The following is a 20479-nucleotide window of genomic DNA, read 5'->3' as shown; positions in this document are numbered from 1 at the left end:
TTGAAGGGTTTATTTTTATTCATTTTCATCATTTTAAACACTACTTTTTTAAGTGCACAGCAGTATAATTTTATCACTTTCGGTGTAAAAGAAGGGTTGGCACAATCTCAAGTGACGGATATATGCCAGGATAATTTGGGAAATTTATGGCTTGGAACACAGTCTGGTTTAAGTTTGTTTAATAGTCAGAAGTTCACCAATTTTTCCATTGATGATGGTTTGTCTGATAATGTAATTACGCATGTAATATATAATAAAAAAAGTGAGCTATGGGCAGTTACGCCTAGGGGGATTTCAAAGTATGAAAATGGTCGGTTTTCATCTTACTATTTTGATAATGCAGAAAGGATTAATGATATTATTGAAGTGGATAGTAATTTTGTTTTATGCAGTAATAGTGAGTTGTTGCTTTTTAACGGTTCAGGTTTTAGGGTCGTTTTTTCAACTAAAATTGCAGGATTAAAAATACGAGCTTTAAGCTTAGGAGGGCAAGGGGAGATTTATTGTGCAACAAATTTGGGTTTGTATGTCTATAAAAATAGCCAGTTCTCTTTATTTGATAAACAATTTGACACCACGCTAAATTTAAGTGATGTGATTTGGCGTAAGCATAAGCTATACCTCGCTACTTTCAATACTGGTATTTATACCATGGATTTGTCTACAGACGCGGTAAAGCATTATAATGTGCAAGATATTCCAATTCGCAGTTTGTTTGTGGATGAGGTAAGTATGTGGGCTGCTTCAAACTTTGGGGTAATTGAAATAATGAATGATTCTGTAACATACTTTACGGAGCAAAATGGCTTGGTGATTAATTCAATAAAAACGGTATTTAAAGATATTGAAGGGAATGTTTGGATTGGTACTTATGGCAAAGGATTGTTGAAGTTTTCGGGTAAGTCTTTGTTGACTTATACTGTAAAAGACGGGTTAAGCTCAGATATCGTTATGAGTATTGGTCAATTTAAAAATGGAAATTTAATTTTTGGGACATACGACAAGGGTTTAACCATTTATAAACGCCGTCAAAATGTTACAAATATTGATAATGAATCTATTTTAAATCATAATTCTGTCTGGGCAAATTTTGTCGATAATCAAAATTTTGCTTGGGTTGGAATGACAAATGGACTGCAATGCTTTAAGGGGGACCAAATTTATAAAGAAGCAATGACTAAGCAAGTCGTTGGGAAGATTAGGAGTATTTATCAATTAAGAAATAATACCTTGTTATTTGGCGGGAATTCAGGATTGTGGAAATTGGAAAAAGATGTCATAGTAGCTGTTACTGCTACGCAAGAATTGGACATTAATAAAATTGTGAGTCACGGAAGCACGGTCTACTTGGCAACAAGAGATGGATTGTATTGGCAAGATGAAAGTTTGTTAGATATGCCTTTTCGAAAAATAGAAATTCCGGAGAATAACGTAAATACAGTTTGTATAGATAGCTATGGTAATTGTTGGGTTGGAACTACTAATGGACTCTTTATTGTATCGGCGGACTATAAAAATCACATTTTTGAATTAGATGAGTCTAATTATAAATCGAAAAATGTAATGGGACTGATTAAAGATGAGTTCAATAGGATTTGGGTAAGTACAACCAATGGCGTATATATGATTGGTAGTTTGGACCCGATAAGTTCTGTGCCAGGTATTTACCATTATACTTTGTCCGAAGGTTTAGTAGATATGGAATCCAATTTAAATGCATTGTTTGAAGATAAAGCCCATTTTATTTGGGTAGGGACTTCTAGTGGTTTAGTTCGAATTGATCCTAGTTTGAATCCTGTATTTTTCAGTTATAACTTGCCTAATTTGTCTATCACTGGTATTCGTTTGTTTAAGGAAGATTTTGATTATCATCAGTATAAAACAAATGGCTTTTTTGCGACTGGGGTGCCAAAAGAAATTCAGTTTCCGTATAAAAAAAATCACTTGACTTTTGATTTTATAGGGATTAACAATAAGAATCCAGAAAATGTTTATTACACTTATCGGCTTTTGGGAGCGGAAGAAAAATGGTCGCCAGTGACCAAGGAGAATAAGGTGAGTTATTCCTTTATTAGCCCAGGCTCTTATGAGTTTCAAGTCAAGTCGGCCAATAAAAACCTGGAATGGACTAACCCCGTAGTCATGAAAATTGAGATTTTAAGACCTTATTGGCAGCGGTGGTGGTTTATTTTATTAGGAATTATTTTTGGTGTTGGCGCATTTATGTATTTATTCAATGCACGGATTGCGACCATTAAACAAAAGCAAGATAACGACCGATTGGTTTCTGAAAATAAGCTGCGTAACCTTGAGCAGCAGTCTTTAAACGCAAGTATGAATCGACATTTTATCTTTAATTCTTTAAATTCGATTCAATATTTTATTAATAGTTCGGATAAAAAATCAGCAAATAAGTACTTGACTAGTTTTGCCAAATTGATTCGAAAGAATCTCGATTCCTCTACCCAACCAAATTTCTTAGTCAACTTAAATGACGAAATAGAGCGAATTAATTTATACCTTTCTTTAGAGAAAATGCGCTTTAATGAAAAATTCGATTACACCGTAATTGTAGACGATAATGTAGATGTAGAAATGATCCACGTGCCCTCTATGATACTGCAACCTTTTGTAGAGAATAGTATCATTCATGGTGTTTTACCAAAAGCTGAAAAAGGATTTATTAAAGTGCACATTAAAAGCGAGCATGATTCTATCATATTCGAGGTAGAAGATGATGGTGTAGGAATAGATTCTAGTTTACAAGAAAAAACTTCATTTGATGGAGATCACAAATCTCAAGGGATGGAGATTACCGCAAATAGGATTGAGTTATTAAGGAAAATTAATGGCGATAAACTAATGATTATTGGTCCTTTTCAGGTGAATAAAAATGGACATTCCGCAGGAACAAAAGTTATTATTAAATTACCAATTAATTGACATGAGACTAGAAAATCTAAAGGTAGTGGAACTGGCAAGTGTATTGGCTGGACCAGCTGTAGGTATGTTTTTTGCAGAGTTAGGTGCGCAGGTAATTAAGATAGAAAATAAAAAAAATAAAGGAGATGTAACCCGTACTTGGAAATTACCAACGGAGGACAAGTCCAAGTCATCCAGTGCTTATTTTGCAGCTGTAAATTATGGAAAACAACACTTGTTTTTGGATTTATTAGATACGGATGATTTCCAACAGGTCTTGCAATTAATTCGAGAAGCGGATATTGTAATTACAAATTTTAAAAAAGGGGATGACTTTAAATTTAAGCTGGACTATAAAACATTAAAGGCCTTAAATCCTTCTTTAATATATGGGGCTATTAATGGTTTTGGTGTCGATTCAGATCGGGTGGCTTATGACTTAATATTGCAAGCGGAAACAGGATATATGGCCATGAATGGCACGTCTAATTCTGGTCCAATAAAAATGCCTGTTGCCATGATTGATATATTGGCTGCTCATCAGTTAAAAGAAGGACTTTTAATCGCTTTATTAAATCGAAAAGAAGACAAAGGTGCCCTAGTTACGGTTTCTTTATATGATGCCGCTATTACTTCTTTAGTGAATCAAGCAAGTAATTTTTTAATGGCAAATCACATTGCGAAACCAATAGGCAGTTTACACCCTAATATTGCACCCTACGGAGAATTGTTTGAGACCAAAGATGCCTTGAAAATAACTTTTGCAATTGGGAGTGATAAACAATTTAGACTATTAATGGATCATTTGAACTTAAGTCCATTAGTGCATGATGCGTCTTTTAAAAGTAATGCCGAACGGGTAGTGAATAGGGTTTTGTTAAGTGAATTAATGCAGAAAAAAATTGCTTTAATGAAGGGGGAGCCACTCTTAGATTTTTGCCATACTCACTTCATTCCTGCTGGAGAAATAAAAAACATACAAAAAGTATTTGAAGTACAGGCTTCAAAATCTTTAGTTCTGGAAAGTTTTATCGAAAAGCAACCCATCAAAGTGGTAAAGTCCATTGCTTTTAAAATCAGTTAATTAGTTCAAAATTATTTTTCTAATGTACTTTTCATTGGCACTGATTAAGTGTACAAAATATACCCCTTTTGATAATTCTGTAAGGTCAATTTGAGTGCTGTTATTATTGGTGTTTATACTTTTAATAATTGCACCCTGCGTATTATAGATACTTATTTGGTGAATGTTATTCCCTTCAGCATTGATTTTTAAATTAAAAATTCCTGAAGAGGGGTTTGGGTAAATTAATAATGGCGAAGATTCTTTTTCTGATAAGGTCGATAATGGTGTGCCAGTAATATTTATTTGATAATCTTCTACTTCTCCAAATTCAGAGTTGCCACAAGGAGAAATAGGCCCATCAATAGAGGTGTCATAAGTGATTCGAATACGCATTCTAGTTTCACCAGGAGTTGCGTTAAAAGGGACAGAGATGATGGACTGGCGGGGTAAACTAGATGATGTGGTAAAAGTATGGGACAAAGCCAATTCCCCTGCATCATCAAAGTCGCCATCACTGTTCCAGTCTATCCAGGCAGCCAATTGATCCCCATCATAAAAATAAATAATACTATCCCCAACAACAGCAGTGTTAACTTGCAGCATATAAGATAAACCAATTGCCATATCAATCGGTTGGTTTTGCCAATAGTGGGTATAATAATTGCAATTTGTTGTATTGGCAATTCCGCCTAAAGTGACACTTCTAATGAATTCATCACAGGTTGCAGAAGTGGCCGTACAATAAGTAGTGCTAGTGCTGCCGCATGGCGCATAAGTACCAGCTAGACTTGTCAAACCGGTGTTGTTTGGGTCTAACCAAGACTTTAATTGAGAATTAATGGTGTTTCCATCAAGGCTCCATGCTTTATTAAATTTACCATATAAGTCGGATTCACTAGTGTTGGCACAAGAAGCCGCACCACCAGAAAGGTGGCCAATAATTTCTTTGGATGAATTAAATAGGGGAGACCCTGAAGAGCCGCCTTCAGTTACACCATGACCATTTGCTGTTGCATCCCAATAAACTTCCCAATGTGCGCCAGCCCAACCACTGTTGTAGGTAGCCGTTGCAGTAGTGCTTGAGAAAGTAGAGATCTTTTTTTCGTCTCCTGCAGGATGATGTATGCTTACCCCCGAAGTAGCACCAGAACTTGTTCTATTCCAACCTGCGTAATAAGCATTGTAGCTGGTTGGTATGGTGTTACTCAATTCTATTAATACAAAATCAGAACCAGATAATTGGCTAGAGCTGCTGGTGGTATGGGTGCCTAATTCCGAGGAAGCTTTTAATATGCCACCTTGCATGGTTTGAGATTGCGCACCATTATAAGGGTTGGTATTGCCAATAGAGCAGGTGGGTCTTTGGTAATTAAAGTACCAGGTATGATCTGCAATTTGGCTTGAACTTGTAGGTTCGCCACAATGATTTGCCGAAAGTAAGTAAGGCGTGCAATCTACAGCAGTATTATTGATAATAGACCCTGAACATAAGAAAGTGGAGTTTCCAGTAACAAAAGTATACCTAACTACTGCATCTCTTTCAGATTCCCAACCTAGAATTTCTGAACAAGCAACATCTACTTCACATGCATCTGCACGGTCACTATCTACTGGTCTTCCATTGGTGAAAAATTCAATTCTTTCTCCAACTCCTCTGTAAAAATAACCGACGGATTCAATATTAAAATCAGGAAGTGTTTGCGAACCTGCAGGCATAAAGTATTCCAGAGTAAGCAATTCCCCTTCAATCATTTCAATTGCCTTGAATTGGTCGGTTAAGTGTGTATATGCACCTACATATTGAGAATGCTTTTGGTTGTATGCGTGTAGTTTTCCACCAACTGGTAGGTCAATTTGAGTAGAGAAATAGATATTCAAGGCTTTGGCTGCTGGAATTTTAATGCCAAGTCTCCAAATTTTATCCCCATTATCCAGAAGTGTCCATGTTCCTGAGTTTTGTAGGTTTAAATTAACTGGAACATTGATCGCTACGCGGTAGGGCCTTCCTTTTTCAGCCTCTTGTAAGTCTTCTTGCTCTATTGCTTCAATATTAGGCTGGGTAAACGTTTTAACTTCATACTTTTCAGTTATCGTTTTGCCATGTTTTTGCGTGATGAAAGAAATAGGCATGCCTCCTTCATTAATTTGAGCCAACAAAGTACTGTGTAGGAAAAAAACTATTAAAAGTAGAAGGGGTGACTTGCTTATCATAATTGTATTGCATTAATAATTTAACGGGACTGTTTTGTCAAACATACCTTTCAGTCATGTTAATAATTTCATTGATGATTTGTTTTCGAAATGGTTCAGGTTTTATTACTTCAATCTGATTTCCATAACTAAGAATGATGCGTTTTAACTCTTCAGAAATGACAACTTCTAAAGAAAAAGTATTTCTATTCTTTCCTACCTTTATTAACGTTTGACTAGGGTGTAAAGGTTGGGTCTCTAAATATTTTGAGCCAATTTTATCAATTTTAAACTCAATATGTTCTGGCGAAGAGTCGTATGCGGTAATACCAACAGAGTATTTAAAGTAAATCTCTGGATTAAAGTCAATTGGTTTGATGTAATAATCTTCTTCTAAATTTAAATCCGTAATTCTATCTAGGCCAAAGGTGGTAATTTTATTTTTTTCTAAACTGTAACTTATTAAATACCATCTATTTCTAAATTCTTTTAAAAAAAGCGGTACTACAGTTCTTTTTTTAGTTTTTTCACTAATAAAGCTCGTATAATTAAAGTTTACAATTTGCTTTGTTTTGATGGCTTTTAATAAGTCGGCTAAAAATTCAGCACCTTTTGTTTCTGGTACTGTTTCAAATTGCACATGTTGATCTACCGATTGCTCAACAGGATTACTAGAAATGTGCACCCTGTCGAATATTTTATCAATGGCGAAACCAAATTGTTTAAACATGTTCACATCTTTAAACTGCATTAAGGTTTTAGTCGCAAATTTAATGGCATCAATATCATCTTCAGATAGAGGTATGTTGTCTATCGAATAGTTTTCATCCTCATAAAAGTATCCTTTTTCTGATTTACTATATTTAATAGGAGCATCATGATCCATTCTCATGGCAAATAAATCTTTTTCTATGGTAGAGTCACAAATATTTTCGCCAACAGATTCTCCATACAAAGCCTCTTCACAAGCTTGTCTTAATTGGGCTTTGCTAGGAAAAGGATTATATTTATTACTGATTGCCCGGTCAATAATCCTGTATCTTAATTGCGCATTTTTAATTTGAGACATTTTTTGAAACTTTTTTGAATTATAAAACTATAAAAACATATTAACTTTGCATTTAAGTTATGACAAAAATACTGGTAATTTTACTCTTTTTAGGAAGTTTTACGCAATCAATTGCGCAAGACGATAAAGATTCACTCAGAATAGAACTCGTGAAATACGCGACTTCTTTTACTGGGGTTCGCTACCAGTATGGTGGTGTCACTTCAAAGGGTTTTGATTGTTCAGGCTTTTTGTACCATAGTTACCGCAATTTTAACTTTAAAGTCCCTAGAACAAGCAGTGGTTATGCCGCGCATGGTAAAAAAATCACTTTAGCAGAAGCCAAGCCTGGAGATGTGATTGTGTTTACGGGAACCAATCCAAAAATTAGAAAACCTGGTCATGTTGGTATTGTATTGTCTAATGAAGCAGGAAGTTTGGTGTTTATTCATGCCTCCTCCTCCAAAAAGCATAGTGGAGTTGTACGAACGGAATTAAATAAAAGTAATTACCAAGCCAGATTTTTATATATAAAAAATGTTATCCATGAATAGAATAATTTTATTGCCCTTTTTAATTTGGATGATGAGTTGTCAAACAGCATCTAAATCTGATAAAGTGGAAACTTTTGGAGAAGCCAAATCAAAAGGAGAGTTGGCCACTTGTGATTGTAAGGATTTATTAGAAGACGGTGAAGGGTTGTTGCAGTACAACGGTACTCCCTTTACAGGAATTTGTATTATTAAATATCAAGGTACAGAAAGTAAGTATATTGAAAAACAGATATTAAATGGCTTAATCAATGGGAAGATTAGTTATTATGGAAGAGATGGGAAGGTTATTTTTGAAGAAAAATTTAACAAAGGAGGGCTACAATTGGATTTGACCAACGAAAGCATACGGTGTAACTGTAAAGTGCTGACCAAGAAAAAAGACCAGTCAGAAATCAAAAAATACTTTAAGGGGCAGCTGTTTACAGGTACTTGTTTTGATGTTTTTCCAAATAGTGAACAGCCCTATTTTGAATCTGCATATCAAAATGGCTTACGCAATGGCTTCACTTCTTATTATAACAAAAATGGGGATTTACTTTTTACAGAAAAATACAGAAATGACTCTTTAATAAAGGTGATTGAACCTTAAACCTTTACTTTTTTAGTCTTGTACCCAAATAATTTGTAGTATTTAATTGCTTTCATTACCTCTTCTGGAACATCTTCTTCCCAGTTACTAGCACCCGCTTTTATTTTAGCCAATACGTCATCTGAGAATATTTTCATCAATTGATATTTATAATCCGAAATGGCTTCAATTTTATTGGTCTTTTTCATATAGTCCAATAAGCCGGTTAAGTGTGAAGGCAGTTCAAAGTTTGCTAAATCATAAAGACTGCCATCTTCTACATTTAGGGCAGGGTAGACAAACATTTTTACATTTCTACCAAAACCACGACCAAAGGCTTCTAGAAGTCCACCTTCCAAATTGTCGTAATACTTTTCGTCGAAAATGGTTTGTAGGTTATAAACACCTAATACTACTCCCATTTTTCTACCTTTCGTAAAAGTAGAAAGGTACTCAATCATTTTATAATGTTTCAGGTAGTTACTAATCATCACGGTATACCCCATAGATGTCAGTAATTCGGCGCGGTCTAAAAAATCTTTGATTGAAATTTTACCATCTGCAGTTAAATCCTTTAAGGTCAACTCTAATAAAACCTGTACTTGTTCAGGATCAACCTCTGGTTCTTTTAAAAATAAATCTAGTCCAGCCGATACCATATCCACATGTACTTTTGTTGCTGGTCTGAAACGGCCACGCATTAAAAATATATTCTTTTTATATAAGGTAGATGTTGCTTGAATAACTTGTCCTGTTTGGTCAAACATGGTGGCATCTGTCAACTTTGTTTTTACCAACAACAATGCAATTAAACGGTTGTCTACATGTTCAAAATCTGGACCAGTGACACTACACATGTCAATTTCCATTCTGTCTTTAGGTAAACGGTATGACAAGTCTTCTAAAAACTCTGTGATTTTTTCATAATCCGAATAGGCTGCATGAATTAAATTCACCCCTAATATTCCTAATGTTTTTTGTTGTTCTTGGTGACTATTATCGTGCATTTTTACATGCAAAATTATTTGATTTGGGGGACCATGTTTTTTTAACTGAAATTTAATACCTACCCAACCTTGACCTTGATTGGTTTTATGGTAATTCAGAGATTCTACTGTATTTGCAAAAGCAAAGAAACGAGAAGTCTCCGCTCTTTTCGGAATCGTGTTGTGTAAATTTTGGTATTCCTTATCCAGCATTTGGTGCAGTCTGTCTTCACAAACATACCTTTTACACTTACCATACATGCTGTCACTAATTTTCATGTCATACGCTGAATGCGTATAAGCAATGGTTCCTGAAGATCCACCTGTTCTAAAAAAGGTAGCTGCTACTTCTTGTCCAGCTCCAATTTCAGCAAACGAGCCATAAATAGTTGGATCTAAGTTAATAGAAAGTGCTTTTTCCTCAGTAGTAAGTCGTTTTTGTGTCATTTCAATCGGCATGTTCAACAAATTTAGAGTTTTATTAGCAAACGAGTGTGTTTGTAACGATTTAAACTATTATTTTTTTTAAATATTAGGATTCCTTAACAGACTTTTCTTTGAATGCTTTTTTAAGAAATTGGATCAAGGTGCTTATTTTTATGATTCTAAAGAAAAACAGACCAAATATACTCCCCATTAAAGTGAGAATAAATCGTGGTGCAGCGTACTGGTAATGAAATATATAATCGCTATTTATCCCCCATAATAAAAAAGTAAAACCGACCATGCCAAATAGCAATTTTGTGTTGATTTTAAATTGAAAAATTTTATAGGCAATGATAATTTGAACCAATGCTGTAAAAAACTGGGTAATTAAAGTAGCAATGGCGGCACCATAGGCTTCTAATTTTGGTATAAAAATTAAGTTGAGTGAAATATTCAGAATCACCCCTGCAATAGCCATCCAATTTAATGCTTTTAAACTACCATTAGCGGTAAGTGCAGTACCAAATATATAGGTGAAAGAAATGGGGATGAAAGAAAGTATTAAGATGGCAAAAGGCAAAGCCGATTCCACAACAAAATGTTGGTACCTAAGTCCCATAATAAACTCTGCATGATAAAAACAAGTGATACTGATGATAAGGCTTCCGCCAATTAATAGCCGAATAGGAATTTCGACCATTTGATAAATAGATTCCTTTTGTTTGAGTAGCCTAGCATAAATAGGAAGTAATAAGCCTGCAAAGAGCAATGCAAACATATTAATGGCATCTAAATACCGAAAACCTTGTGCATAAATCCCTGCTTGAATTTCGCCATTTGGAAGAATTCTTTCCAACATAATAGAATCAATTCTATTGTAAATAAACATTAAAAATATCAATAATGCATATGGAAAACTTTGCTTTAAAAGGCTAGTGGTGATTGTTTTTGAAAGCTTGAAATGAAAAGGCTTTATTTCATTTTTTAATACGAACAGCGCCGTAAAAAAAGTAAGTGTGTATGCCAACATTTGAGCGTAAATAAACCATTCAATAGTAATGTGTTGAGAAAATAAATTGGACCATAATAATAGACTGCAAAATATAATTAAAAGTAGCCTGTCGAGTACAGAAAGCATGGCTTCCGTTTTAAACCAATGTAGTCCGGTGATGTTAGACCGTAAAAATTGAATGGAGGCAACAATGCATTGGTTGATCGCCAATAGTAATAATAGGTATAGCTGATCGGGCTTATATCCGATAAAGAAACCCACTAACAGGAGTATAGATAAATAAAAACCAAAGAGTAATATTCTTATAGAACTGAGTTTAGAAAAATACGAAGAAAGCAGGTTAGGGTGTTGCGCAATGTTTCTAGTGTTGTAATTAACAATCCCAAAATCGAGAAACATATTGAATAAAAAACTTAAATTTAATAAGGAAAAATAAAGGCCATATTGTGCGGTACCGACTTGGTTTTGAACTTCGGCATCAATTCCTAAAATATAAAATGGCTTAACAATTACATTGAGTAATAGGATTAATGCTAAATTAAAAAGGAATTTTTTTTGCATTTAATTATACTTTAAAAACAAAATTCTGTTTTTCATGTATGGCCGGATTAAATTTAATCAATTTACTTTCTATGACAACAAACGCTTTGTAGCCTAATTTATTTAATAGATCAAAGCATTTATCTCTTCCTTCATTCGGCCAAAGTTCTAAATAGATGACAGGCTTATATTTTTGAATCATTTTTTGCCCTCCTAAAAGGGCAAAATATTCAAAATTTTCAATGTCCATTTTTATTCCAGCAATGCGAACGTTTTCGAATTCTTGGTCCAAAGTGATGCATTTTACATTGAATTTCTCTCCTTCATTCCATTCCGCAATACTGTCGTGCACCACATGTGCTAATCCTTGCATTTTAACGTTGCGTTCGAGTGGTAAAACCATTTCTAAATTAGTGGCTTCATGACCTACTGCAAGTGGAAGAATGTTTACGTTTTTTAGCTTTTTATGGGCGACTACTTTTTCTAGTATTGCTAAATTATCCGGCATGGGTTCAATAGCATAAATTTTTCTATCCGGAAAATGTTTGGATAAATGATAGGTCATGATCCCAATATTTGCACCTATGTCTAATAAATCTCCCGCTTGGTCAATACTATTCATAAAGTAAAAGAAATCTCCCTCTTTTTTGTCGCCTTTTAATGTCTTAATTTTAAATAATGAAAACCAATATAGGTAGGTATGGTATCCAAGTATTTTCTGAAGGATATATTTAATACGATTTTTCATAGGATGCAAGCCACAAAAGTATAATATTATTCTAATTAACATAGGGTTTTGAGTAATCAATCATTTGTTGGAATCAACTTTAATAAGTTAAAGCACCGCAATGATTATTTATAGAAAAGTGACTTTAATCAACCTATTATGTAATATTTACTACCTAAAAAAAGATTAAGATTCATTATTTTTGAAATAAATAAATAGAAGATGAACCATAAAACAATTACAAATTGGTCGGGCGACATGATGTTTGAAGCTACTGTACCTGGCGGAAAAATTAAATTTGATGCAGATGTGGAAGTCGGCGGACAGGATGGCGGGGTAAGACCAAAACCAACTATGTTAAGTGCTTTAGCTGGTTGTACAGGTATGGATGTTGTTTCCTTGTTAAAAAAAATGCGGGCTGAAGTAAGTGCATTTAGGGTTGAGGTGGATGGAAATTTGACAGAGGAGCATCCTAAGTTTTATGATAAGGTGACGGTACGTTATTTTTTTAAGGGGGAGGATTTAAAAAAGGATAAAATTGAAAAAGCGGTGGATTTATCGGTGAATAGATATTGTGGCGTTTTTGAAATGTTTAGAAGTTTTGCTAAAGTAACTCATGAGATAGTGTATGAATAATTCGTGGGCGTACATCATTTTTGGGGTAATAATGGCCCATTTGGTCATTGGTATTATTTGGTTGGCATATAAAATGCGAAAAAGAAAGTAGTTTATGTAGACTAATGTTCAACAAAGTTCCGCAGGAATTCTAAATAATATTACAGACTGCTCCATTTTTTATTTTAATTTCGCAATGTGCGTATCGGAATTAATACAAGATTTTTATTGGCCAATAAAATGGAAGGATTTGGGTGGTTTACCTATGAAATTACCAAGCGTTTGGTTTTAAATCATCCTGAACATACTTTTTATTTTTTCTTTGATCGACCATTTGATGCGAAATTTATATTTGCCGACAATGTCGTTCCTATTGTTTTATCCCCCCAAGCACGTCACCCCATTTTATTTAGAATTTGGTTTAATTATTCCATTACTAAAGCCTTAAAGAAGTATCAAATTGATGTTTTTTTCTCCCCTGATGGTTACCTTTCTTTAAGGACGGATGTAAGGCAAATCGGAGTGATTCACGATTTAAATTTTGAACATTTCCCTGAAGATATTCCAAGTGCACCGAGAAAGTACTTAAAAAAATACTTTCCTTTATTTGCCAAAAAAGCAGATAAAATTGTTACGGTGTCTCATTATTCGAAGCAAGATATTGTGGAGAAGTACCATGTAGAGGAGGAGAAAATTGAGGTGGTTTACAATGCTGCTAGTCCATATTTTAAAGTGCAAACAGGAGAGGTTATAGAAAAAGTTAAACAACAGTTTACTGGCGGTGCCCCATTTTTAGTCTATGTTGGTGCCATTCACCCACGTAAAAATATAGACCGATTAGTAAAAGCTTTTCAATTATTTAAGCAAGAAAATAAATCGGAATTAAAATTACTGGTGGTTGGAGAAAAACTATGGTCAAATGGCAAAGATGCGGACAAGGAGGATGAAGAGGTATTATTTACCGGCCATGTAAACATTGTTGTCTTAGCTGAAATAGTTGGCGCAGCCCAGGCCCTGTGTTTGGTCTCTTATTTCGAAGGATTTGGTATTCCATTGGTGGAAGCCATGCAAAGTGGCGTGCCTGTGCTTTCTGGGAATTTAACTTCCTTGCCTGAAGTATGCGGTGAAGCTGCTGTTTATGTCGATCCTTTTGATGTAGAAAGCATTAAGGATGGTATGGATAGAATAGTGAATGATGCCGATTTGAGAGATAAAAATAAGATACTCGGTCTGCAACAAGCACAAAAATTTAATTGGGATACCTCCGCGGAACAAATTTGGAGCATGCTCATAGGTTGATTATTTCATTTACAATCATTTTTTTCAATTGAAAAATAGATGTTTAGACAGGTGGTTTTTAAAATTGGGATTATAAAATACAACATTTGTTTTGAAAGTATTATCTTTCATTTTTTAAGTAATTCACCATACAGACAACAATATGACACATACTACTACAACCCGTTGGGAAAAAGACATGACCTTTATTTCGGAAGTACCAGGAGGTACGATAAAATTTGATACTGCTGCAGAATTTGGTGGGTCAGATGCTGGTGTAAGACCAAAAGGAACTATGTTAGCTTCCTTGGCAAGTTGCTCTGGTTTGGATGTGATTTCAGTGTTGAATAAAATGAAAGTCAATACCACTGCTTTTAGAATTGAAGTAGATGGAGAATTAACAGAAGAACACCCTAAAATATACAAAGCGGTAGAATTACGGTATTATTTTTCTGGTCCAGATTTAGACAAAAAGAAAATAGAAAAAGCGGTGGATTTGTCGATTACAAAATACTGTGGTGTATATGCCATGTTCGAAGCCTTTGCTGAAATGAGTTACCATATCATTTACGAATAATTGAATAGCATTTTTAGCATTAAATTCCCTGCCTTTTAAGCACTATTTTGATTTGTTGCGGTCTCATATCAGTTCAAGGTGCTGTAAATAAGTGCAATAAAATAATTTTCACAATTGATTTTATATTCGTTTTTAATCTATATTTGATTGCTCGAATTTGAATAATTCATGAAAAAAAATCCTGTAATTTATTCAAATAAAATGAGTATATTATTGTATAAAATATGATCGCTTAAAAATGTTAAAAGATATAGAAAACATTGAATTAAAGTATTTGACTTTGAATGATTATCAGGAGTTAAAAACGGCCATGATTGAAGCCTATTCCACCATGCCAAATTCTTATTGGAAAGAAGCCCACTTAAAAGCTTTGTTAGAAAAGTTTCCGAAAGGACAAGTGGTAATTAAGGTAAATGGGGTTATTGCAGGTTGTGCTTTGTCTATTATTATTGATCATGATGATTTTGATGGTCACCACACCTATAAAGAAATAACTGGAAATTATTCTTTTAATACGCATAACCCAAAGGGAGATACTTTATATGGGATTGATGTGTTTATTAAGTCCGAATTTAGAGGCTTACGTTTAGGACGTAGGTTGTACGATTATAGAAAGGAATTGTGCGAACAATTAAATTTAAGGGGAATTACTTTTGGTGGTCGTATACCGAATTACCATAAATTTGCCGATAAATTAAGTCCTAAAGAATACATTGAAAGTGTAAAACGAAAAGAGATCCAAGATCCAGTACTTAATTTTCAAATTTCAAATGATTTTCACCCAGCTAAAGTGTTGAAAGGGTATTTAGAAGGAGATGAAGCTTCGAATGAATATGCTGTATTGTTGGAGTGGGATAATATTTATTATCAAAAACAAACTAAAAAAGCTGCGGTCAACAAGAAAATTGTCCGATTGGGTTTAATTCAATGGCAAATGCGTCCGTATAAAGATTTAGAGGAGTTGATGCAGCAAGCGGAATATTTTATTGATGCAGTTTCTGGATACCGATCAGACTTTGCCTTGTTTCCAGAGTTTTTTAATGCGCCTTTGATGGCCGAGAATAACCACATGAAAGAGTCCGAAGCTATTCGAGAACTATCGAAGCATACAGCTAAAATTGTACAGAAATTTTCGGAATTGGCCATTATTTATAATATCAATGTCATTACAGGAAGCATGCCTGAAATTAGGGATGATTTATTGTATAATGTTGGGTATTTATGTAAGCGAGATGGTACTACTGAACGTTACGAAAAATTACACGTTACACCAGATGAAGCTAAAGTGTGGGGGATGCAAGGTGGTTCTGAGTTAAAGACTTTCGATACCGATTGTGGAAAAATTGGCATTTTGATTTGTTACGATTCGGAATTTCCGGAATTGAGCCGTTTGTTGGCGGATGAAGGCATGGATATTTTATTTGTTCCCTTTTTAACCGATACACAAAACGGTTATTCTAGGGTACGACATTGTGCCCAAGCAAGGGCTATTGAAAATGAATGCTATGTAGCTATTGCAGGAAGTGTAGGTAATTTACCTAAGGTACATAATATGGATATTCAGTATGCCCAATCCATGGTGTTTACGCCTTGCGATTTTTCTTTCCCGGCCAATGGTATTAAAGCGGAAGCTACTGCCAATACGGAAATGATTTTGATTGCGGATGTAGACATTGATTTGTTAAGAGAATTAAACCAATTTGGTGCGGTTAAGAATTTAAGAGACCGAAGAACAGATTTATTTGAATTGAGAAAGAAGTAAATTTTAAAAGGCCAAATATAAAATTGATGAATGCCATATCGCTGTAGCTGATATGGCATTTTTTTTTATCCTCCAGACTTAATGATAGAGCGGAAAGGAGTAATTTTATAAAAATCTATTCTTTGAATAAGTTTTGTTAAGTGAATTATAGTTAGTAGTTTAGAAAACATACTATTATGAAAAATTTATCTTTTATGAAGTACTTATTTACCATATTAATTATATCCTTAATGCATGTTTCATTTACGCAGCCATATATGATTCAAGCCATTAATGATGCTCCTAGCATATATTTTAATCCAGCTTTGTATCAAGAAAGCTACGCTGGAGAAATTAGTGAGATGCAAAATAATTGGACTTACTTTTCGGCAGGAGATTCAACTTATGGTGCAGAAGTATGGAAAACGAATGGAGATACCTGTACCTTGGTGAAAGATGTTTATCTAGATGCTATAAATGGACAAAATGGAAATGTGATTCACAAGGGAATCGCCCCCTTTGGTTTTACCGCATTCAATAACGAAATGTATTTAATTGGCTTGGATACCAACAGTGGAGTTAATGGAGCTAAAAATAGAGTTTGGCAATCAAATGGCCTTGATATATGGGCTGCCCCGGGATTGGACTCTGTAATAGTTTATAGTAATTTAATAACTTATAATAATGTATTGGTGTTTTTAGGTTATGACGAAACAGAAAGTTTATATAAAATTTTCACATTAAATAGTAATAATGGTATTTTAATTTATACTGTCCCAACAGTATTTAATCCTATTGGTTCTTTTGGCTCTTTAAGTTTTACATATCTTATTGAGTTTCAAAATAAAATTTATTTTATCGGTCATCATAACTCTGATTATCAGTATTTATATGAATTTGATGGGACACAGGTTTCATTTTTACTTAATGCCAATGTAAGTCAATTAAACTTCTTTAATAATATTAATTTTGATTTGTCAATAGAGCTTTTCATGGAATATAATAATGCACTTTATTTTACAGGGTACGATACTATAAACGGTTATGAATTAAGAAAGTTTGATGGGAATAGCGTGAGTTTGGTCGCTGATTTAAATCCAGGAATTGAAAATGGTTGTGGTACTACTTTTAAATTGTATAATGGAATGCTATATTTTGAAGGAAATGATGGGGTTAATGGTTGGGAAATGTGGACTTATGATGGTGTAAATGTACAAATGGTCCACGATTTAAGTCAGGGAGTTTGTGGGTCAAACGGCCAGGTTTCTTGTGCTTATATCTATATGGAAGTCTTTAATAATAAATTGTATTTTACACAGGATACGGCTGGTGTTACAGGACAATTATGGATGCATGATGGCACAAATTCTACTATTGTAAAATACATGTATCCAAATCATGATGATTTTTATGGGGTGCGAGATTTAAAGGCTTCGGGACCTTATCTCTATTTTAGGGCTTCCGATAGCTTGAATGGCGAACAGCTTTGGCGATTTGAAGCCTGTGAAATTCAAAATACGCAAACCGTTAATTCAACTTGCGTACCACGTTTAGATGATGTTGGGAATGTAATTGTTGGGTCTACCGTTTTTAAAGATACCTTATTAAACAGTTGTGGTGGTGACAGTGTTTTAACCACAAATTACACTTATTATCCAATCAATACGTCAGTTTCACAAAATCAAAATGAATTAGATGCCATAGGTATTGGCTACTATTACCAATGGATTGACTGTAATACCGGTCAGGCAATTGTGGGAGAGACCAATCAAAATTTTACAGCGTCAGATAATGGTCAATTTGCAGTGGTACTTACTGCTCCTGAATCTGGATGTTCCGACACTTCAGCTTGCTACACGGTTGTAGGCTTGGGAATAGGTGTTTTTGATAATGAAATTTTTGGAATTTATCCAAACCCCAGTAAAGGAAGTATAGCTATTAATGTTGCAGCAGTTGAGGATGTGCAGCAAATAAAAGTATTTAATGTTTTGGGTGAAGCAGTAAGTTTTGTTAGGTCCAATTCGGAGAACAACATTCAATTGGAAATTTTAGGCGCCAGCAAAGGAGTGTATGTATTGAAAATTCAAACCGCAACCCAACAAAAAAGTATTAAGCTTTTGGTGGAGTGATTGTGTTTAATGATAGGACAAAAAAAAGCATTTTATCAGCTGATAAAATGCTTTTTTTAATGTTTTCAATATAGTTTAACTTCCACAATAAAGGCAGCCGTCTTCGTCTTCGTAATTGTCTAATTCTGGTTGGTTTTCAATTTCTGGTTGCAATTGTTTTTTTAATTCGTAAATCGCTTGTTGTGTCTCCCCATCTTCGAATAAGTTCCCAGTTAACTTCGCTTTTAAGGTTTTAATTTCTTCGTGTATTGTTGCTTCTTCCATTTGTTTTGCCTTTTGATTTTTGTGTTGCAAAGTTAGCCATCTGTCCCCTAATTCAAAATGAAATTTTAAACTTTATGCTGTTATTTTTATACAATTATGGGTGTGGTCTATTCTTATAATTGTTGTCAATAATTTTAACTGAAATAAAAGTAAATGATCTGCGTTAATAAACAAAATGAAAGTATTATTTATTCTTCTTTTATTGGCGTTTAATTGTCTCGTTTTCGGACAGGTTTGGGAGGCGAAAACTGGTTTTCCCGCCTTGGGTAGAGATGATGGAATTGCTTTCAGTATTCAGAATTATGGTTATTGTGTTACCGGTAAAACGGGTGGATTTGCAGAGAGTAATAAACTGTTTCAATACAATGCAGCTGCGAATACTTGGGTGGAGAAAGCAAGTTTTAAAGGCGAGGCAAGACAATACACTGCGGCATTTAGTATTGAAGATAAAGCCTATTTGGTAGGTGGCTACGGCAAAAGTAATGTTGGTTTAGCTGAGGTTTGGTGTTATGACGGCACAGCAGATACTTGGATACAGAAAAAAGATTTCCCTGGTGGTGTGCGTTGGGGTGGTTTCACTTTTGCTATCGGTGCTAATGGCTACTTTGGTTGCGGAACAAATGCCGATACGGTGCACCGTGATTTTTGGAAGTATAATCCAAAGGATGACAGTTGGGTGCAGCTTGATGATTTTATGGGTGGAGCAAGAAGAGAAGGAGTAGCATGCGCGGCAAGTGGTTTCGGTTTTGCGGGACTGGGTTTAAAAGATTATTCAGTTACAGGTTTTTATAAAGATTGGTATGTTTTTAATCCTTTAACAGAACAGTGGGGCCAGTTGGTAGATTATCCCGGAGGGTATAATGCTTACGGAAAAGCTGAAAGTGGAGGAGATTTTGTTGCAGTAGGGACAGGGATGAATGAAAATCAGGTTTTTAATAATAAATTTTGGCGTTTTGACATCAAGGGTTGGGCTTGGTCTACCTTACCCAGTATGCCTGGTGAAGCAATTAGAGGGGCCGCTTCTTTTGGGCTTGAACAAGCGGTATACATGCTCACTGGTCTGACCGAAAATTTTGACCGTTCAAAGCAAATGTATGCACTCCAAATACCAGCAGAAATACTGAATTTTCAAGTTTATCCAAACCCGAGTGAGGGGTTATTTCATATTCAACACAATTTGGGCAAATCAATATTGACTTTGAATATTTATACAAGCACTGGAGCTTTGGTTGTTGCTCAAAAAATTCAAAGTGATTTTTATGATTATTCCTTTTTAAAAGCAGGTGTATATTATCTGCAATTGACTGCTGAAAATGGCGCACAAATTACTAAGCGCTTGGTGATTTTATAAAGTTTTATTGGCATAGGTTTTTTTCAAGAAATCCCCTGCAACCTCATCAGATAGGTCGACGAAATAAAGAAGTTGCCATGCTTGTGTTTTTTGTGCTTGCTTACTAGTGGTTTCATCCCAGGGTGGATAAACACGAAAACCTCTTTTTCCTGCCTTAGTAGCAGAATGGATAATACCTTTTTGAATTAACCTGGCTAAAGGAAAAATAAATTGTCCCATTTTACCCGCCTTAATCACATGGATAACTAAAAAATCTATGCCACTAGCTTCGTTAAAAGGTTCTGTGATGCCGTCCTTATTTCTTTGCCATGAAGTTACAAATTGCCCAGTTTTAGTAGGGGTTATTTTTGCCTGACGACCAATAACTTTAAAACCATTTATGGTAAAACGGCAAGCATGGTATTCACGACTTTCAGCTTCCTCTTCATAATTTTGAATGTTAAGGCCGGACTGATGGTAAAGTGTTTGGTAGGTTGTCAAAATTC

At 34.7% G+C, this 20479-nt stretch carries 17 protein-coding genes; 10 read left to right on the top strand and 7 right to left on the bottom strand.

The window, feature by feature from the left end; translation table 11 throughout:
* Together DNU06_RS01365 and DNU06_RS01360 are read left to right on the top strand one after the other, a co-directional pair.
* Window positions 1-2943, top strand: a complete 2943-nt coding sequence (locus DNU06_RS01365; protein WP_158526795.1) for a ligand-binding sensor domain-containing protein — start codon at window positions 1-3, stop codon at window positions 2941-2943.
* Window positions 2894-4006: a CaiB/BaiF CoA transferase family protein gene (locus DNU06_RS01360; RefSeq protein ID WP_233502920.1), complete on the top strand. Its 1113-nt coding sequence runs from the start codon at window positions 2894-2896 to the stop codon at window positions 4004-4006. Before DNU06_RS01365 ends, DNU06_RS01360 begins: the two co-directional genes overlap by 50 nt.
* On the opposite strand, the gene DNU06_RS01355 is transcribed toward DNU06_RS01360, so the two are convergent.
* Both DNU06_RS01355 and DNU06_RS01350 read right to left on the bottom strand, forming a co-directional pair.
* On the bottom strand, window positions 4007-6142 hold the full coding sequence (locus DNU06_RS01355; RefSeq protein WP_158526794.1) for a GEVED domain-containing protein: 2136 nt from the start codon (window positions 6140-6142) through the stop codon (window positions 4007-4009). It abuts the gene before it with no gap.
* 94 nt (window positions 6143-6236) lie between these two features.
* Window positions 6237-7247: a helix-turn-helix transcriptional regulator gene (locus DNU06_RS01350; RefSeq protein ID WP_111061407.1), complete on the bottom strand. Its 1011-nt coding sequence runs from the start codon at window positions 7245-7247 to the stop codon at window positions 6237-6239.
* 59 nt (window positions 7248-7306) lie between these two features.
* On the opposite strand from DNU06_RS01350, the gene DNU06_RS01345 reads away from it, so the two are divergent.
* Together DNU06_RS01345 and DNU06_RS01340 are read left to right on the top strand one after the other, a co-directional pair.
* Window positions 7307-7780, top strand: coding sequence for a C40 family peptidase (locus DNU06_RS01345; protein WP_111061406.1), 474 nt, complete (start codon window positions 7307-7309; stop codon window positions 7778-7780).
* Complete coding sequence (locus DNU06_RS01340; RefSeq protein ID WP_111061405.1) at window positions 7773-8369, top strand: toxin-antitoxin system YwqK family antitoxin; 597 nt, start codon at window positions 7773-7775, stop codon at window positions 8367-8369. The genes DNU06_RS01345 and DNU06_RS01340 overlap by 8 nt, the downstream gene beginning before the upstream one ends.
* Here the strand turns inward: DNU06_RS01340 and DNU06_RS01335 are convergent.
* From DNU06_RS01335 to DNU06_RS01325, 3 genes are all read right to left on the bottom strand, one after another.
* Window positions 8366-9793 (bottom strand): TonB-dependent receptor, encoded by a 1428-nt coding sequence (locus DNU06_RS01335; RefSeq protein WP_199398966.1) that lies wholly within the window; start codon window positions 9791-9793, stop codon window positions 8366-8368. The genes DNU06_RS01340 and DNU06_RS01335 overlap by 4 nt on opposite strands.
* 73 nt (window positions 9794-9866) lie before the next feature.
* Window positions 9867-11333: an oligosaccharide flippase family protein gene (locus DNU06_RS01330; protein ID WP_111061404.1), complete on the bottom strand. Its 1467-nt coding sequence runs from the start codon at window positions 11331-11333 to the stop codon at window positions 9867-9869.
* A 4-nt stretch (window positions 11334-11337) separates the two neighbouring features.
* A complete protein-coding gene (locus DNU06_RS01325; RefSeq protein ID WP_158526793.1) occupies window positions 11338-12060 on the bottom strand; it encodes an FkbM family methyltransferase in 723 nt (240 codons plus the stop codon).
* Between the two features lie 201 nt (window positions 12061-12261).
* Here DNU06_RS01325 and DNU06_RS01320 point away from each other — a divergent pair, with 201 nt between their 5' ends.
* The 5 genes from DNU06_RS01320 to DNU06_RS01300 all read left to right on the top strand — a co-directional run bounded on the left by DNU06_RS01320 (window position 12262) and on the right by DNU06_RS01300 (window position 18379).
* A complete protein-coding gene (locus DNU06_RS01320) occupies window positions 12262-12675 on the top strand; it encodes an OsmC family protein (RefSeq protein ID WP_111061402.1) in 414 nt (137 codons plus the stop codon).
* 177 nt (window positions 12676-12852) lie between these two features.
* On the top strand, window positions 12853-13953 hold the full coding sequence (locus DNU06_RS01315) for a glycosyltransferase family 4 protein (RefSeq protein ID WP_111061401.1): 1101 nt from the start codon (window positions 12853-12855) through the stop codon (window positions 13951-13953).
* A gap of 142 nt (window positions 13954-14095) precedes the next feature.
* Window positions 14096-14509 (top strand): OsmC family protein, encoded by a 414-nt coding sequence (locus tag DNU06_RS01310; RefSeq protein ID WP_111061400.1) that lies wholly within the window; start codon window positions 14096-14098, stop codon window positions 14507-14509.
* Window positions 14510-14747: 238 nt separating this feature from the next.
* The gene (locus DNU06_RS01305) at window positions 14748-16271 is read left to right on the top strand and encodes a bifunctional GNAT family N-acetyltransferase/carbon-nitrogen hydrolase family protein (RefSeq protein ID WP_111061399.1); all 1524 of its coding nucleotides are present in this window, start codon (window positions 14748-14750) and stop codon (window positions 16269-16271) included.
* A gap of 194 nt (window positions 16272-16465) precedes the next feature.
* Complete coding sequence (locus tag DNU06_RS01300) at window positions 16466-18379, top strand: T9SS type A sorting domain-containing protein (RefSeq protein WP_233502919.1); 1914 nt, start codon at window positions 16466-16468, stop codon at window positions 18377-18379.
* 75 nt (window positions 18380-18454) lie between these two features.
* Here the strand turns inward: DNU06_RS01300 and DNU06_RS01295 are convergent, their stop codons facing one another.
* Window positions 18455-18643, bottom strand: coding sequence for a hypothetical protein (locus tag DNU06_RS01295; RefSeq protein ID WP_146239104.1), 189 nt, complete (start codon window positions 18641-18643; stop codon window positions 18455-18457).
* 175 nt (window positions 18644-18818) lie between these two features.
* On the opposite strand from DNU06_RS01295, the gene DNU06_RS01290 reads away from it, so the two are divergent.
* A complete protein-coding gene (locus DNU06_RS01290; protein WP_111061396.1) occupies window positions 18819-19994 on the top strand; it encodes a kelch repeat-containing protein in 1176 nt (391 codons plus the stop codon).
* Here DNU06_RS01290 and DNU06_RS01285 read toward each other — a convergent pair.
* Window positions 19989-20474 (bottom strand): MepB family protein, encoded by a 486-nt coding sequence (locus tag DNU06_RS01285; protein WP_233502917.1) that lies wholly within the window; start codon window positions 20472-20474, stop codon window positions 19989-19991. The genes DNU06_RS01290 and DNU06_RS01285 overlap by 6 nt on opposite strands.
* Window positions 20475-20479: the final 5 nt, after the last annotated feature.

The organism is Putridiphycobacter roseus, assembly GCF_003234935.1.
GTDB lineage: Bacteria > Bacteroidota > Bacteroidia > Flavobacteriales_D > Crocinitomicaceae > Putridiphycobacter > Putridiphycobacter roseus.
This window is presented reverse-complemented; position numbering and strand designations above follow the sequence as displayed.